We start from the raw sequence: 15768 nt of genomic DNA on the forward strand, positions 1-15768 counted from the left end.
TTAAAGCGATTTTTAAAACGCTTTTCTTAAAGCATAGCTCTTAGGAACACAGCTCCTTGGAATACAGCTCTTAGGAATACAGCTTTTAAGAGCATGGGTTTTAAGGGTGTGGCTTTTAAAAACAAGGGCTTAATAAATTAGGGTTTAAAACAATGCACAAAATGACATTCAAAACACCTCTCGCCATTGCCATCGCCGCTGCCAGTTTTGGGCTGTGTGGCACTGCTAGCGCCGACACAACATTGGAAGAGCGATTTGCTCAGTTAGAAGCAAGAATTGCGGCTGCCGAGCAGCGGGCGGAGGCTGCAGAACGTCGCGCGGAGTTAGCTGAGCAGGGACATGCTGCACCATCGTCAAGTGCGCCCGCCACCAATGCTGATATTGAAGAACGCCTTGCCCGTGTAGAGCGCCAATCCAGCGGTGAAGAGGGATTCTCCTTTAATGTCTATGCGCGTTCCGGCCTGCTAATTGGTGAAGATGGCAAAAGCGCACCAGCTGGTCCTTATCTAACACCCGCGGGTGGCAATGGCGGTGCCGTTGGTCGTTTGGGCAACGAGCCGGATACATACTCTGAAGCCATTCTTAACTACCGCATGCAGTTTGATAACGGTGCAAAAGCCCGTTACACCACGATGTTGGCTGCTGGTACTAATTCCAGTAACGATTGGGTAGGTGACGATACCAACCTAAACGTGCGCCAGGTGTATGCCGAATTTAGTGACTTACCAAGCTTTACCGGCGCGTTTGAAAACGCTTCCATTTGGGCCGGTAAGCGTTTTGACCGCGATAACTTTGATATCCATTGGCTAGATAGCGATGTTGTCTTCCTCGCCGGTACCGGTGGCGGTATATACGACATGCAGCTAGCCGATAACTGGAAGAGTAACCTTTCAGTTTATGGCCGCAGCTTCAGCGACTATCCGCTCGTCAACCGTGAAAATCCCGGTTTAGATGGAGAAAATAGCGATACGGATAACCTCGTGCTGACCTCTAATAATTACTTCGGTAACTGGCAGGTCATGGTCAACGGCATGTCTGCTGCTGATAACGATGAGCGTGATATTGGCGTGGGCCAAACCGCGGCTGATACCGGCTGGCATACCATGGTGGCTTACCACGGCGACAGTTTCTTCGGCATGGGCGAAGGTAACTTTAAGGCCGCTGTACTGCACGGCCAAGGCTTAGGGGCCGAAGTTAAAGGGTTGGGTAGCAACGGCGACCTGACGGATGATGCGACCGCAACGCGGCTGGCGCTATACGGAACGACCTATATTGCACCGACGTGGCGTATTGCACCGTCGATACTGGCTGAAACCAGTGAAGATCGTTTCGCTAACGGTGACAGCTATGATTGGGCTACGCTAAACGTGCGTCTGGCCAATGAAATCAATCAGAATTTCGAAATGCAGTACGAAGCTAGCTATCAGTGGATGGATTTAGATCCACAGGGTTACAGTGACCGTAACGCGGTTGATGGTGACTATATGAAGTTCACTATCGCACCGACTTTCAAGCCGGAAGTCGGTGGTTTCTGGAAGCGTCCTGAGATCCGTTTATTCACGACTTACAGCGACTGGGACGAGAGCCTTAATAGCTACGGTGCCAGCTCTCTAGGTAGCGATGGATTTACTGGCGGTGAATTTACCTTTGGCATACAAAGCGAGGTATGGTTCTAAGAAGAGGTTCTAAGCGTAAGCCGCTGCTCGCTAGCGAAAACTGTTTCTCCAATGCTGATTGCCCGCGACGTGTCGCGGGCTTTTTGTTAGGTAAAAGCACTGATATCGGGAGGCGCTGATGTCGTTACTCCAAGAAAAGCTAAAGGCTCCGCCGCTGCCGCTTAGTGTGGTGGCCCGGCCACGTCTAAATGATCATTTCGCCTTAAACGAGCGTACCCGCCTGCTAGTGCTGGCAGCGCCCTCGGGTTATGGCAAAACGACACTGTTGGCCGAACGGTTACCCGCGCTGGAGCAGGAGGCCGCTTGGTTACGATTGGATCAGCGTGATAACCAGCCAGCTCGCTTTCTAACCTACTGGCGGGCAGCGTTGAACAAACTGTTCGATGACACCTATGTGCTTTCGCCCATGGCTGACAATGCTGACTGCATCGAGCAGCTTGAACGCTGGTTGGGAGAGTTACCCGAACAACGTTCCCCGTGTCGTTTCGTCGTCGATGAATTTGAACACGTGACCCATCCCGATATTTTGGCGGGTGTCGCTCACTGGCTGCGTCATCAGCCGCCTTGGTTGACCTTGACACTGGCGAGCCGCTCGCGACCCGCGCTTGGTTTGGCGAGTTTGCGATTGAGAGGGGAGCTTGAAGAGATCGACCTTCATGGATTGGCCTTTGACAGCGAAGAAGCACACACCTTGTGTGCCGAACAGCTAAGTTTTCCGCCCACCCGAGTAAGCCTTGAACGTGCGTTGCGTAGAAGCGGTGGCTGGATTGTAGCGCTTAACTGGCTGGTTGAGCGAACCACCACGCGTGCGGGATTTGATGCGCTGGTAGAGCGTTTAGGCGGTGCGCATCCTGATTTTGTCGCTTGGTTTGATGAACTGCTCGCTGCCGCGCTTCCTGCTGAAGAGCGCGAGCTGATGCTTCAGTTGGGAGTATTAGAACGCTTTTCGCCCGAGCTAATGGCGCGCCTTTTGGAAGGGGAGCGATTAACTCAGCGCTTGGAAGCGTTTGAGCAAGCTGGGCTATTCATTGAACGCCCCGACCCGCATAGCCAGTGGTTTCGCTTTCAGCGACTGTTTGGCGAGTATCTTCGCCACCGCCGCCACGAGCTTGATTTAGCCACCCAGCGAAGGCTACACCAGCGTGCAAGCCAGGCGTGGTTAGCGCTAAATGATCCGGTCATGGCGCTGCGCCAGGCAATCTTAGCCGAGGAGCAAGAGGACGTTGCCAGCTTATTGACCGCGCAGGGCCCTGCATTACTAGCCAGTGGAGCTTATGCGTTATTAGCGCAAGGTTTTGCGCTGTTGGGCGAACCGCGACTTTCAAAACGTCCGGAGCATACGCTGCTCTATGGCTGGGTATCCCATGGGCAATTTCAGTTTGATATCACGGCACGAGTGATCGGATGGATAGAGGCGCAGCTGGATGAGCCCGAATGGCAGGCATTGAGTGCTGAATTTGCCACATTGCGTGCCCAATTGGCGATTAACCATGGTGATGCTGAGCGTGCAGCGCCACTGGCTGAGCAAGCGCTCGCGGCGCCTGCTCGCTATCTGGCGTCAACACCGCTAACCGCCACCGCTATTCTTAGTGAAGCACGCTTTGTTCTGGGTTATCTGGAAGAGTCGCTTCAGCGCGTTAGAGAAGTAGAGCGCCAAGCTCGTCAGCGTAACGATCATCAACTGCTGCTGTGGTCATACTGTCATCAGTCTGAAACCCTGGTGGCTCAGGGACGCTTGCAGGCCGCCTACGATATTCAAGAGCGCGCCTTTGCTCATCTAGAACGCGCCGAACTTGAACATTTGCCGGTCGCGGAGTTTTTGTACCGCATTCGCAGCCAGGTGCTTTGGGAGTGGCATCGCTTAGACGAAGCCGAGCAGGCAGCGTTGAAAGGTATTGCGGTGTTAGACAATCAAGGCGAGCGCTGGACACTTCAGTGCCATATTCAGCTCGCTAAAGTCGCCCAGAGCCGGGGAGACCAAGCGCAGTGTGCCGACCACATTCGTAGGCTGCGTAAAATTCTCTCAGAAGGGGATTACCACATTGATTGGGTAGCCAATGCCCATGCAACGCTGTTGGCGTGGTGGCAGTCGACACACGATATGGATGCGGTCGAGCGTTGGCGCCAAGAAGCGCCAGAACCACTTACCGAGCATGCCACCAATCACTTTTCCCAGTGCAACGTGCGTAACCATGCCCGTGCATTAACACTATTGGGGCGCTACGCAGAGGCCCGCGAACTGCTGGATGCCCTTGAAGAGCACACCCAGCGGCTGGGATTAGTGACTGATGCGAATCGCAACCAGCTGTGCTTAGCGGCGGTGGCTTGGCATCAGGGGAAAACCACTCAGGCAAGTAACCATATACAGCAGGCACTCCGTTTAGCTTCCCGCACCGCATTGGTAGGCAGCTTTTTACGGATAGGCAAACCACTTGGGGAGCTGCTGTCGACGTTATTAGCAAGTAACAGCTTAGCCCCCCTTGAACAGGCTCGCGCGGAGCGGTTGTTGACCTTAGCTGGCCGCCAAAAAGATTTTGGCAGCGCTCGCCGCTTGATGCTGGACGAGACAGTCATTGCCAACATTGTGGCACGGCCCGATGTGCCTGAACTTATCCGTACGTCGCCACTCACTCGCCGAGAGTGGCAAATCTTGGGGCTGATTCATGCTGGGCTCTCTAATGAGCAGATCGCTGAACAGCTATCGGTGGCGCCCACCACCATCAAAACGCATATCCGCAGCCTTTATCAAAAACAGAATATTCGGCGGCGGGATGAAGCTATTGCGCTGGCGGGGCAATTATTGGCGCATATTCAAGGAGAATAAGAGGCGAGTAAACAGTGCTTAAGGGCGGCGGTAGCGGCTACTCCTAACACCTACTCCTAATACCTACGCCCACCGCTACCTCTAGGGGAGGATTTTATCTTTCGATCAACGCTGCATCATGCCAATCAACAGGAAATGATAAGGACAATATAATGATGCAGGCATCTTCTACTTCCCACTACGTTGGCAGCCAAGGCGCTGACTGGTGGCGCGGCGCAGTGATTTACCAAATTTACCCGCGCAGCTTTATGGATAGCGACGGCAAGGGCGGCCAGAGCGATGGGATTGGTGACTTAAAAGGGCTGATCGATAAGCTGGATTACATTGCCTCGCTAAACGTCGATGCCATTTGGCTGTCGCCGTTTTTCACCTCGCCCATGAAAGACTTCGGCTACGATATTAGCGATTACCGTGGTGTTGACCCGATGTTTGGCACCCTGGAAGACTTTGATCGCCTGGTTGAAGCTGCCCATGCCAGAGGGCTGAAGGTGACGATTGATCAGGTAATGTCACATACCTCTGACCAGCACGCCTGGTTTGAAGAGAGCCGCAAAAGTCGTGATAACCCGAAAGCAGACTGGTATGTCTGGGCCGATCCCAAACCTGATGGTGCGCCACCGACCAACTGGCAGTCGGTGTTTGGTGGTAGCGCCTGGCAGTGGGATACGCGCCGTTGCCAGTACTATCTGCATAACTTCCTGGCCAGTCAGCCGGATCTCAATTTCCGCACTCCCGCCGTGGTGGATGCCATTCTGGAAGAAGCGCGCTTTTGGCTGGAGCGGGGCGTCGATGGCTTCCGTCTTGATGCTGTGAATTTCTGCACCCACGGCGAGCTCAAGGATAATCCTCCGCGCGCAGCAGTAACCGAAAGCTTTTTAGGTGTTCGCCCGGACAACCCTTATGGCTACCAGCTGCATCAGCATGATAAAACCCAGCCGGAAAACGTGGTGTTTTTAGAACGCCTGCGCGGCCTGCTCGATGAGTACCCTGGCTCGACGAGCGTGGGAGAAGTTGGTGACGATGACGCCCTGGGCGTGATGGCGGAATACTCCCAAGGCGGCAATCGCCTGCACATGTGCTACTCCTTTAACCTGCTGACCGACAAAGCCGATCCTGGTTATTTGCATAAAACGCTCACCGAAATGGAAGCTCGGATTGGCGATGGTTGGCCCTGTTGGGCACTAGGAAATCACGATGTCACCCGCCTTGCCACCCGCTGGCAGGCTGAAGGACAGCTGGATAAGCTACGGCTTTATATGGTGTTTTTGCTTACCCAGCGGGGCAGTGTGTGCCTTTACCAAGGTGAAGAACTTGGTTTGCCAGAAGCCGAACTGACGTTTGAGCAGTTGGTTGACCCGGCGGGCATCACCTTTTGGCCTGCCTATAAAGGTCGCGATGGTTGCCGAACGCCACACCCTTGGCAAGCCGATGCGCGACACGCTGGCTTTAGCGATGTCACGCCCTGGCTGCCAGTGCCCGATTCGCACGCCAGTCTCGCCGTTGATCAGCAAGATAACGATGCCGGTTCGTTGCTCAATGCCTACCGTGATTTTTTAGCGTTTCGCCGCACCCAGCCTGCGCTAGTAAAAGGCCAGGTGCGCTATCACGCCGTGCATGATGAGGTGCTCTGTTTAGAGCGTACCTATCAACACTCACGTCTGCTGATTGCACTGAATTTTAGCGACCAAACCGTCACTCGCACGGCGCCTAAAAGCGCTGAATCTCTCAAGGGTTCGCCTGCTTGGCTAAACGGCGAGTGGCAGGATGGGCAACTTCGGCTGCCACCTTACGGCGTGGCGATTGCCTGCTGCCCACAGTCCGAGGAGGATGCACCATGGGACGTTTAACGCTTAGCGGTATTGGTAAATCCTTTGACGGTGTGGAAATCTCTCGGGATATCGATCTTACGATCGAAGATGGCGAGTTCGTGGTCTTCGTTGGCCCCTCTGGCTGCGGAAAATCCACCTTGCTACGTATGATCGCAGGCCTGGAAGACATCACCGAAGGCGATATGCAGCTTGATGGTCAGCGGATCAATGAGATTCCGCCCCAGGAGCGGGATATCGGCATGGTGTTCCAATCTTATGCGCTGTACCCGCACATGAGCGTGGCGGAAAACATGGCCTTTGGCTTAAAGTTGGCGCGCACTGATAAAGCCGAGATTCGTCGTCGCGTTCAGCATGCCGCTGACATGTTGCACTTGACTGAACTGCTGGAACGCAAACCTAAAGATCTTTCCGGTGGCCAGCGTCAGCGGGTAGCGATTGGCCGTACCTTGGTAAAAGAGCCCGCGGTTTTTTTGTTCGATGAGCCGCTTTCTAACCTGGATGCCGCGCTGCGGGTGGATATGCGGGTGCAAATTGCGGCGCTGCATAAGCGCCTGAACGCCACCATGATCTACGTGACCCACGATCAAGTGGAGGCGATGACGCTGGCTGACCGTATTGTGCTGCTTTCCCGTGGCCGTATCGCCCAGGTCGGCGCGCCGCTTTCGCTCTATCACTTCCCTAAAACCCTTGAAGTGGCCGAGTTCATCGGCTCGCCGCGGATTAATACCTTTCCCGTCACGGTGGTAGACCCAGGTGAACGTCAAACAGTCGTGCGTCTGCATAGCGGTGACACGCTGGCAGTGGCGGTCAATGGCAAGCATCTTCAGGCAGGGGATAGCGCAACGCTTGGGCTGCGGGCAGAAGATTTTGTCGCAGCCGAACAGGCAGAAGCCACACTGAGTGCGACCTTAATGGTGGCGGAAAAGCTGGGTTACGAAACGTTGGCGCATTGGCAGGTAGCAGGTATTAGCGTTCCGCTCACCCAGCGTTTAGATGGTTTGACCCATCTGGAAGAGGGCCAAACGGTGCGTTTGGGGCTTGCAGGCCAGCATTGCCACCTGTTTGATCACAGTGGCAATGCCTGCCCCCGGCAGGTTGCAGTAGATGGCGTTAGCCAATAATTAATCAGCTGATTTATATACATAAAAAGCGCCTCAAATTTTTTAGGCGCTTTTTTCTTAATTATTTTCTATAAAGAGTGCATCCAAAACGTCTTCTCGTGTGTATCCCCTATACAGCCACACTTTGTAGTGGTTGATACAAAACCCAAGGAGACTGAAATGACTATCCAACCTCTTACGCGTGCAGCACTCGCCGCTACCTTGATTGCATCCTTCAGTCACGTTGCGCTGGCCGATATGACGCCTGCCGACGTTCAAGTGCCCGATGGCAATACCGTCGCTCTGGAAACAGTGGGTGTGGGTGCGATTACCTACATGTGCGAAGCTAAAGGTGACGGTACTATGGGCTGGGTATTCAAAGGCCCCCACGCTGCGCTGAACGACAGTAATGGTGCTCAAGTTGGCAGCTACTATGGCCCGCCTGCTACTTGGGAAGCGTTGGATGGCTCCAAAGTTACCGGCACTCAGTTGGCAACTGCCGCGAATGGTGATGGCAATATCCCGTTGCAGCTCGTTGAAGCCAATCCTGCGGAAGGTGAGGGCGCAATGACTGGCGTTAGCTACATTCAACGCCTGAACACTCAAGGTGGTGTCGCACCCGATGTGGCTTGCGATGATGGCCATGACGGTGCCACTGCAGTCGTCACCTATCAAGCAGATTATATTTTCTGGACAGCTAACTAAGTCCTTTTATTGCTTAGTGGTAAGTAGCACTTTTGCTAAGCAATGTTTTTCTCAAGAAACACATCTAAGTAAGGCTAGAGGCTCGTCTCGCGAGTCTCTAGCCGCTATGCTAGCCAAAAGAGCGGCGATAACAGTAGTGGCGACTGTATCGGCGCGTCACCAGGGAGCTAGCAAGTGTCTGATATAGGCGTGTCTACGATAGCTAACGACTTCGATTATGCTGATGCACTTGCCCGCTGCGCGCGTGGTGAGCAAGCGGCACTACATCAGCTTTATCGTCAAGAGGGTGCCAGACTGCTTGGCGTTGTCATGCGCATTGTGAAAGACCGCGGCATGGCTGAGGACATTGTCCACGATGCTTGCCTGAACATCTGGCAGCGAGCCGATAGTTTCGACCCCGAACGGGGCTCTGCCCGTACCTGGATATTCAGTATTGCCCGCCACTTAGCATTAAACGCTATTCGCCAGCGCGACCGAGAAATCAGGGTGGATATCAACGACCCAGGCGAGCTAGCCGATGATGACACCTACCAACAGTCATTATCGACAACGGCGGAAGCCTTTGACTGGCAGACTGGCCAACAGATGGATGAGTGCTTGCAGCAATTGGAAACCGAGCGCCGCAACTGTGTGCTACATGCCTACGTGGATGGGTTAAGTCATGCCGAGATTTCTGCACACACTGGCGCGCCGCTAGGCACTGTTAAAGCCTGGATTAAGCGAAGTTTGCTTCGCCTGCGGGAGTGTATGTCATGACGCGTTCAAACGAAAATGATGACCTTTATGCACTTGCAGGGGAGTACGTGCTAGGTTCGTTACCCATCGCTGAGCGAGAAGCCTTTGAGGCACGCTTGGCCAACGATCCAGAATTACAAACCATCGTGGCTGACTGGGAAGAGCAGTTTTTCCCCTACACCGCGATCGTTGATCCTGTTACCCCATCAGATTATTTGTGGCCGCGCATAGAGCGCAGCATGCACGTCGCATCGAAAAGATCAGCGCGTGTTCCAAGGGTGGCACCAACGCCACGCCGCTTGGTGCACAGCCTACCATTTTGGCGCACCGCTACCGGCCTTGGTTTGGCTGCCGCGGTGACCATGGGCGTGATATTGACCAATGTCTCCACTGCACCAACAACGCCGGAATATATGGTGGTGCTGTTAGCGCCGCAAACTCAATCAGCCGGGTGGGTCGTACAGGCCGCCAACCGCCAGGAAATTCAACTGATCCCGTTAGGCGCTTTTGAAGTGCCCGAAGGCAAAGCACTGGAGTTCTGGACCAAGGCGGATGATTGGCAAGCGCCGGTTTCACTTGGTCTAGTAGAACCAGGGCAACCGCTGCGCCTGCGTTTAGACCAGTTACCGCCGCTTGAAAATAACCAGCTCTTTGAACTCACGCTAGAAGAGGACACCGGTTCGCCCACTGGTTTACCAACTGGCCCGATAGAGTTTATTGGCCGCGCGGTGGAGATTTAACGCATAGCATTATGAACGATGCTAACGACATCACAGGCGAGTTCCGGGTGGCTTAAAAGAACGTTAATCCCACTTGGAACAGCCGCTCCACGTCACGAATGCGCCGCTTATCAATCACGAACAGAATGACGTGGTCGCCGCTCTCTACCATCACATCCCCATGGCCAATCATGACCTCTTTGCCTCGCACAATGGCACCAATGGTGGTGCCTTCAGGCAGATTGATCTCAGCAATGGTCCGGCCCACCACTTTGGACGACTGCTTGTCACCGTGGGCGATCGCCTCGATGGCTTCCGCAGCGCCACGGCGCAGTGAGTGTACATTGACAATATCGCCGCGGCGGACGTGAGTAAGCAGGCTACCGATGGTTGCTTGCTGGGGTGAAATGGCGATATCGATTTCGCCCCCCTGAACCAAGTCCACGTAGGCAGCGTTGTTAATCAGCGTCAGTACCTTCTTGGCGCCCAAGCGTTTGGCCAGCAGCGACGACATAATATTGACCTCGTCGTCGTTGGTCAGAGCACAAAAGATATCGCAGTCTTCGATGTTCTCTTCTTCCAGCAGCCGCTTGCTGGTGGCGCTGCCGTGTAGCACCACCGTTCGGTCAAGCCGCTCGGAAAGCGCAGTACAGCGCTCTAAACTGTGCTCGATAATCTTGACCTGATGGCTGTGCTCCAGGTGTTCGGCTAAACGTTCACCGATATTGCCCCCACCGGCAATCACCACCCGCCGGAAATCCCGTTCAACGCGGCGTAGTTCGCTCATTACCGCGCGAATATCACGCCGTGCCGCCAGGAAAAACACCTCGTCGTCGGCTTCAATCACCGTATCGCCACGGGGAATAATCGGCCGATTGCGGCGATAAATTGCCGCCACGCGTGTTTCCACATTGGGCATGTGCTTGGCTAAAAAGGCTAAATCCTGTCCCACCAACGGGCCACCATAGAACGCCTTGACCGCCACCAGCTGCACCAAACCACCGGCAAACTCCAACACCTGCAACGCACCGGGGTGCTCAATCAGGCGGCGAACATGATCCGTGACCACTTGTTCAGGGCTGATCAGTACATCAATAGGGATCGCTTCGTGGGCAAACAGCCCCTTACGGGTGAGGTAGGCGGTTGAGCGTACGCGGGCAATTTTGGTAGGCGTGCGAAACAGCGTATGGGCGACTTGGCAGGCGATCATGTTGATTTCATCGGTGTTGGTCACCGCAATCAACATATCGGCGTCTTCACAGCCCGCCTGACGCAGCACAATGGGATATGACGCCGAGCCCGTCACGGTGCGGATATCCAGTTTGGTGTGCAGTTCGCGCAGTTTTGCGCCGTCGGTATCGACAACGGTGATGTCATTCTCTTCGCGGGCAAGGTGCTCCGCCAGGGTGGCACCAACTTGGCCGGCACCCAAAATAATAATCTTCATCGGTGGTTAGATCACTCTGGCGACATGTCACTGAAGATAGTCACCTATCTATAGGGAAGCTGTCGAGTGCAGCAATGGCAGGCAGCTCTCTTAATGGGCCAAAAGTTGTTTTTTTTACATCTTTTTGACGGCTAACGCCTTAAACGCCATCGATTTTTTACGCAGGCAATCTCTAAGCTCTGGGGGCCAATCAAAGGAGGCACATCGATGAATATTGCACTGTTGATAATCGCCACCGGCACAGCAGCGTACTTGTTTTACGCGCTATTTTGCCCCGAGCGTTTTTAGGAGATTGCCATGAACGACATGATCGCCATTTATGCCATCGTGGCATTACTTGGTGTGCCATTAGGGATATACATTGCCCGCGCGCTAAGTACTCAGCCCAGTCGAATCGACACGCTATTCAGAGTGATAGAAACGCCTATCTACCGATTAGCAGGCGTTAATAGTCAAAGCGTAATGACGTGGCAAGTCTATGCGCTAGCTATTCTGAAACTGCATGTAGGCTTGATACTGCTGGCATGGCTGGTGTTTATGTGTCAGGGCTTATTGCCCCTGAATCCTGACGGCATACCTGGTATGAAGTGGGATACAGCGCTGCATACGGCGGTATCGTTTGCCACCAACACTAACCAGCAGCACTACTCGGGCCAGGCGCAGCTTTCCCACCTAAGCCAAACCTTTGCCATTGTAACGCTGCAGTTTTTAACCCCCGCTACGGGGCTCGCTGTGCTAGTCGCCATAGCGCGTACTTTGCTAGTGGCTCGGCCTGCGGGAACGGTAAAAGGGGTTGGCAATTACTATCATGATATGACCCGCACGTTAGTGCGCGTTATGTTGCCGCTGGCAGCAGTGGTGGCGCTGTTACTGACCTCGCAAGGAGTACCTTCTAGCTACCAAGCGGCGCATCAGGTGGAAATGCTGGATTCGCAAGTGGAAGAGGTGCAGTCGATTCCCTTAGGGCCGGTTGCATCAATGGTTGCGATCAAACAGCTAGGCACCAATGGTGGTGGCTGGTATGGACCAAACTCTAGCGTTCCGCTCGAAAATCCAACGCCGTTGGCCAACGTGATTGAAACCGCTTCGCTGACGATTATTCCCTTCGCATTACTGATTGCCATCGCACTTATTAGTGGCCGACGCCGATTAATGATGGGTATTGGTGCTGTGATGCTGACGTTTTCGCTGATTTCCACCTCGGTTGTGGTTTCTTCGGAACGTATGCCGAATGCTGCGCTTGTCGAGCTTTCCCAGCCCGGCGCTAATCTGGAAGGCAAAGAACTGCGTTTTGGTACCGATCTTTCCGCTTTGTGGGGCAGTTGGACGACACAAACATCGAACGGCTCAGTTAACGCCATGCACGACAGCTTCAACCCCATGGGCGGCATGATGGTGTTGATGGATATGTTTGTGAACGTCACCTTTGGTGGCATCGGTGTTGGGCTTATCGGTTTCTTTCTCTATCTGATGTTGGCGGCTTTCGTTGGCTCATTGATGGTTGGTAGAGCGCCTGAGCTGTTTGGCAAACCGCTAGAAACCCGTGAAATGCGCTGGATCTCTCTAGCGATCCTGGTACAGCCGTTAGTCATTCTTGGTCTCTCCGCGCTTACCGTAGCGATGCCTAACGCTGCTGGAACCTCAAATCCTGGTTTTCACGGCCTAACCCAAGTGCTTTACGAATTTGCCTCTGCATTTGCCAATAACGGCTCTGGTTTTGAAGGGCTTGGCGATGATACGCCGTGGTGGAACCTTGCCTGTGTTATCACCCTGATGGTCGGTCGATTCTTGCCCATGCTGGTGCCATTAGCGGTGGCCGGATGGCTGGCAGCGAAGCGCACTGCACCCGCGGGACGCGGCACCTTGCCGATGGATAGCCCGGCATTTATGGGATTGACCGCCGGTGTGATTGTGATTGTTAACCTGCTGGGCTTCTTACCGGCGTTAGTGCTTGGCCCGATTGCTGAAGCCGTGACGCAAGGCTTCTAGGAGAAACGAGATGTCACATACTGAGCTTGCTAAACAGCCGCGTCGTCCGCTACCCATTGGCCAGGTCGTCGCTGGGGCTGTGAAAGGACTTGCGCCTCAACAACTTGCGCGAAACCCCGTGATGGCCGTGGTCGCCATTGGTACCGTAGTGTGCTTTGGGCTGACGCCCATTGCTTTCGCCCAGGGAGAAAATGGCGGTTTTGCGTTGGCTATCGCGTTGTTGTTACTGGCCACCGTTCTGTTCGCCACGGGTGCCGAGTCGCTGGCAGAGTCACGTGGTAAAGCCCATGCTGGGGCGCTGCGTAAAACCAAGGGAGAGTTGAAGGCAGTTAAGCTGAACGCTGATGGTACGACGAGTAATGTTACGGCCGACTCTCTCCGCAAAGGCGATCGTGTGAAGGTTGTCGCGGGGGAGCTGATTCCCGCCGATGGCGATATCGTTGAAGGGGCTGCCTCGATCAATGAGTCGGCTGTCACCGGTGAATCTGCGCCCGTACTGCGTGAAGCGGGCACTGATAACAGCGGTGTCAGTGCCGGGACCAAAGTGCTGTCAGATCATCTGATTATTGAAGTTAGCGCTAACCCTGGCGAATCGTTGTTAGATCGCATGATTGCCTTGGTTGAAGGCGCCAACCGTCAGAAGACACCTTCCGAGCTGGCGCTATCGGTACTCTTGGCAATGCTAACGCTGGTGTTTTTGATCGTGGTCGTCACGTTGGTACCCATGGCGGCTTTCGTGGGCGTTGAAACCTCCACGGTTATGCTCGTGGCATTGCTGGTCTGTTTAATTCCGACCACTATTGGTGGCCTCTTGCCTGCTATCGGTATTGCGGGTATGGAGCGCGCTATGCGGGCTAACCTGGTGGCTAAATCAGGTAAAGCCGTCGAGATTGCTGGCAGCATCGACACCTTGCTGCTGGATAAAACCGGCACGATAACGCTTGGCGATCGCCGTGCGACGGAGTTTGCTCCTTGCCAACAGATTCCGCGTCAGCGAGTCCGTGACGTGGCGTTTTTAACGTCCCTGGAAGACCCTACGCCAGAAGGGCGTTCAATTGTGGAGCTAGCCACTGAGCAGGGTGTCGATGTCCAACTTAGACAAGAAGCCGATGGTGCAGCCTTTGAAGCGTTCAGTGCTGAAACACGCCTGTCAGGCGTTGATTTGACCAGCGGTAAAAAGCTGCGTAAGGGAGCACCGAATGCGATTGCGGAATGGGTAAAAGCCCAGGGCGGTGACATACCCAGCGATTACGAGCAGGTCATTGCGCGTATCTCACGGGATGGCGCAACCCCCATTGCGGTGGCAGAAGGCAGTCAGATTTTGGGCGTGGTGGCGCTGTCTGATGTGATTAAAAGCGGTATCGCGGAGAAGTTTGCTGAACTGCGTGCCATGGGTATCAAAACCGTAATGATTACGGGCGACAACCCGATTACGGCGTCGGCTATTGCCGCGACGGCAGGCGTGGACGACTACATTGCCGAAGCCACGCCAGAGCGCAAGCTAGCGTTGATTCGCGAAGAGCAGGCCAGTGGTCGCTTGGTTGCCATGGTGGGTGACGGTACTAACGATGCTCCCGCTCTTGCTCAAGCGGATCTAGGGTTGGCAATGAACTCTGGCACCCAGGCAGCCCGTGAAGCGGCCAATATGGTGGATCTGGACTCTGACCCTGGCAAGCTGATTAGTGCGGTGGAAATTGGCAAGCAGTTACTGGTTACCCGAGGCGCGTTGACGACGTTCTCGCTGGCGAATGATGTGGCTAAGTACTTTGTTATTTTGCCAGCGCTGTTTGCCGCCAGTTTTCCTGCACTTGGCGTACTCGACGTTATGAATTTGCACTCTCCGACTACGGCGGTGCTTGCAGCCGTGCTATTTAACGCATTAATCATTCCGGCATTGATTCCCTTTGCCTTGCGCGGTGTGTCTGTGAAAGCGGCATCGGCGACGGAGTTGTTACGTCGAAATCTGCTGATTTATGGCCTGGGTGGGCTGCTACTGCCATTCCCCGCCATCAAGCTTCTCGACATGCTGATTGCGTTATTTATCTAGGAGAAACGTGATGAATGTAGATATGAAACGCCAGATCGCAGTGAATGACGATGTGCTGCAGGCAAAGGCCTCCTGGGGCAATGCACTTCGCTTTATGGTGGTAATGGCCGTTCTTCTAGGGCTGATTTATCCGCTGGTTACCACAACACTGGGTGGCTGGTTATTCCCCGAACAGGCGCAAGGCAGTTTGGTTCGAGATGCCTCTGGTCGGGTGGTCGGGTCAAGCCTGGTATCTCAGACGTTTGTCAGCGATGAGTACTTTATTGGTCGTCCATCAGCGGCGGGCAATGACGCAGGTGGCGTCTCAGGTTCTAATCTGGCGCCGAGTAATGTATCGCTGCGCGAGCGTGCCCAGGCAGATGCAAATGCCATTGCTCAACGTGAAAACGTAAGTGTCGATCAAATCCCTGTTGATCTGATTACCGCGTCTGGCTCCGGTATCGACCCGCATATCTCCCCCGAGGCGGCTGAGCTACAGGTTGCCAGAGTAGCGCAAGCACGTGGCATCGACGAAGCTACTGTGATGGCGCTAATTGATCAAGCACTTGAAAACACAGGCTGGCTGGGCTCGCCGGTGGTGAATGTGTTGCGGCTGAATGTCAGTTTGGATGATCGTTTTCCAGTATCATCAACCACCGCAGCGCCATTAACCTCAGCACCCGTCACCCCGATGGCTTCAGACACCATGGAGTAAACC

General features: G+C 54.3%; 12 protein-coding genes. 11 read left to right on the forward strand and 1 reads right to left on the reverse strand.

The window, feature by feature from the left end:
• Window positions 1-152 precede the first annotated feature (152 nt).
• From NF683_RS14480 to NF683_RS14510, 7 genes are all read left to right on the forward strand, one after another.
• The gene (locus NF683_RS14480; RefSeq protein ID WP_193067663.1) at window positions 153-1676 is read left to right on the forward strand and encodes a carbohydrate porin; all 1524 of its coding nucleotides are present in this window, start codon (window positions 153-155) and stop codon (window positions 1674-1676) included.
• Window positions 1677-1794: 118 nt separating this feature from the next.
• A complete protein-coding gene (malT, locus tag NF683_RS14485) occupies window positions 1795-4500 on the forward strand; it encodes an HTH-type transcriptional regulator MalT (RefSeq protein WP_253920288.1) in 2706 nt (901 codons plus the stop codon).
• Between the two features lie 152 nt (window positions 4501-4652).
• Window positions 4653-6347 carry an alpha-amylase family glycosyl hydrolase gene (locus NF683_RS14490; protein WP_253920289.1) on the forward strand — a complete coding sequence of 565 codons (1695 nt, stop codon included), beginning with the start codon at window positions 4653-4655 and terminating at the stop codon, window positions 6345-6347.
• A complete protein-coding gene (gene ugpC / locus NF683_RS14495; protein ID WP_089037953.1) occupies window positions 6335-7450 on the forward strand; it encodes a sn-glycerol-3-phosphate ABC transporter ATP-binding protein UgpC in 1116 nt (371 codons plus the stop codon). Before NF683_RS14490 ends, ugpC begins: the two co-directional genes overlap by 13 nt.
• A 159-nt stretch (window positions 7451-7609) precedes the next feature.
• Window positions 7610-8134 carry a DUF3455 domain-containing protein gene (locus tag NF683_RS14500; RefSeq protein ID WP_089037954.1) on the forward strand — a complete coding sequence of 175 codons (525 nt, stop codon included), beginning with the start codon at window positions 7610-7612 and terminating at the stop codon, window positions 8132-8134.
• Window positions 8135-8308: 174 nt separating this feature from the next.
• Complete coding sequence (locus NF683_RS14505; RefSeq protein WP_253920290.1) at window positions 8309-8890, forward strand: sigma-70 family RNA polymerase sigma factor; 582 nt, start codon at window positions 8309-8311, stop codon at window positions 8888-8890.
• The gene (locus NF683_RS14510) at window positions 8887-9609 is read left to right on the forward strand and encodes an anti-sigma factor (protein ID WP_253920291.1); all 723 of its coding nucleotides are present in this window, start codon (window positions 8887-8889) and stop codon (window positions 9607-9609) included. The genes NF683_RS14505 and NF683_RS14510 overlap by 4 nt, the downstream gene beginning before the upstream one ends.
• A 52-nt stretch (window positions 9610-9661) precedes the next feature.
• Here NF683_RS14510 and trkA read toward each other — a convergent pair whose 3' ends face one another.
• The gene (trkA, locus tag NF683_RS14515) at window positions 9662-11035 is read right to left on the reverse strand and encodes a Trk system potassium transporter TrkA (protein WP_089037956.1); all 1374 of its coding nucleotides are present in this window, start codon (window positions 11033-11035) and stop codon (window positions 9662-9664) included.
• Between the two features lie 207 nt (window positions 11036-11242).
• Between trkA and kdpF the strand changes: the two genes are divergently transcribed.
• Genes kdpF through kdpC form a run of 4 tightly spaced genes read left to right on the forward strand, consistent with a single transcriptional unit; the run spans window position 11243 to window position 15765 of the window.
• On the forward strand, window positions 11243-11323 hold the full coding sequence (gene kdpF, locus NF683_RS21445) for a K(+)-transporting ATPase subunit F (RefSeq protein ID WP_084183678.1): 81 nt from the start codon (window positions 11243-11245) through the stop codon (window positions 11321-11323).
• Between the two features lie 9 nt (window positions 11324-11332).
• Window positions 11333-13024: a potassium-transporting ATPase subunit KdpA gene (gene kdpA, locus NF683_RS14520; protein ID WP_198349914.1), complete on the forward strand. Its 1692-nt coding sequence runs from the start codon at window positions 11333-11335 to the stop codon at window positions 13022-13024.
• A gap of 10 nt (window positions 13025-13034) precedes the next feature.
• Window positions 13035-15071 (forward strand): potassium-transporting ATPase subunit KdpB, encoded by a 2037-nt coding sequence (gene kdpB, locus NF683_RS14525; RefSeq protein ID WP_253920292.1) that lies wholly within the window; start codon window positions 13035-13037, stop codon window positions 15069-15071.
• A 10-nt stretch (window positions 15072-15081) separates the two neighbouring features.
• Window positions 15082-15765, forward strand: coding sequence for a potassium-transporting ATPase subunit KdpC (kdpC, locus tag NF683_RS14530; protein ID WP_253920293.1), 684 nt, complete (start codon window positions 15082-15084; stop codon window positions 15763-15765).
• The last annotated feature ends 3 nt before the right edge of the window (window positions 15766-15768 follow it).

The organism is Halomonas sp. MS1 (genome assembly GCF_024182575.1).
Lineage (GTDB): Bacteria > Pseudomonadota > Gammaproteobacteria > Pseudomonadales > Halomonadaceae > Vreelandella.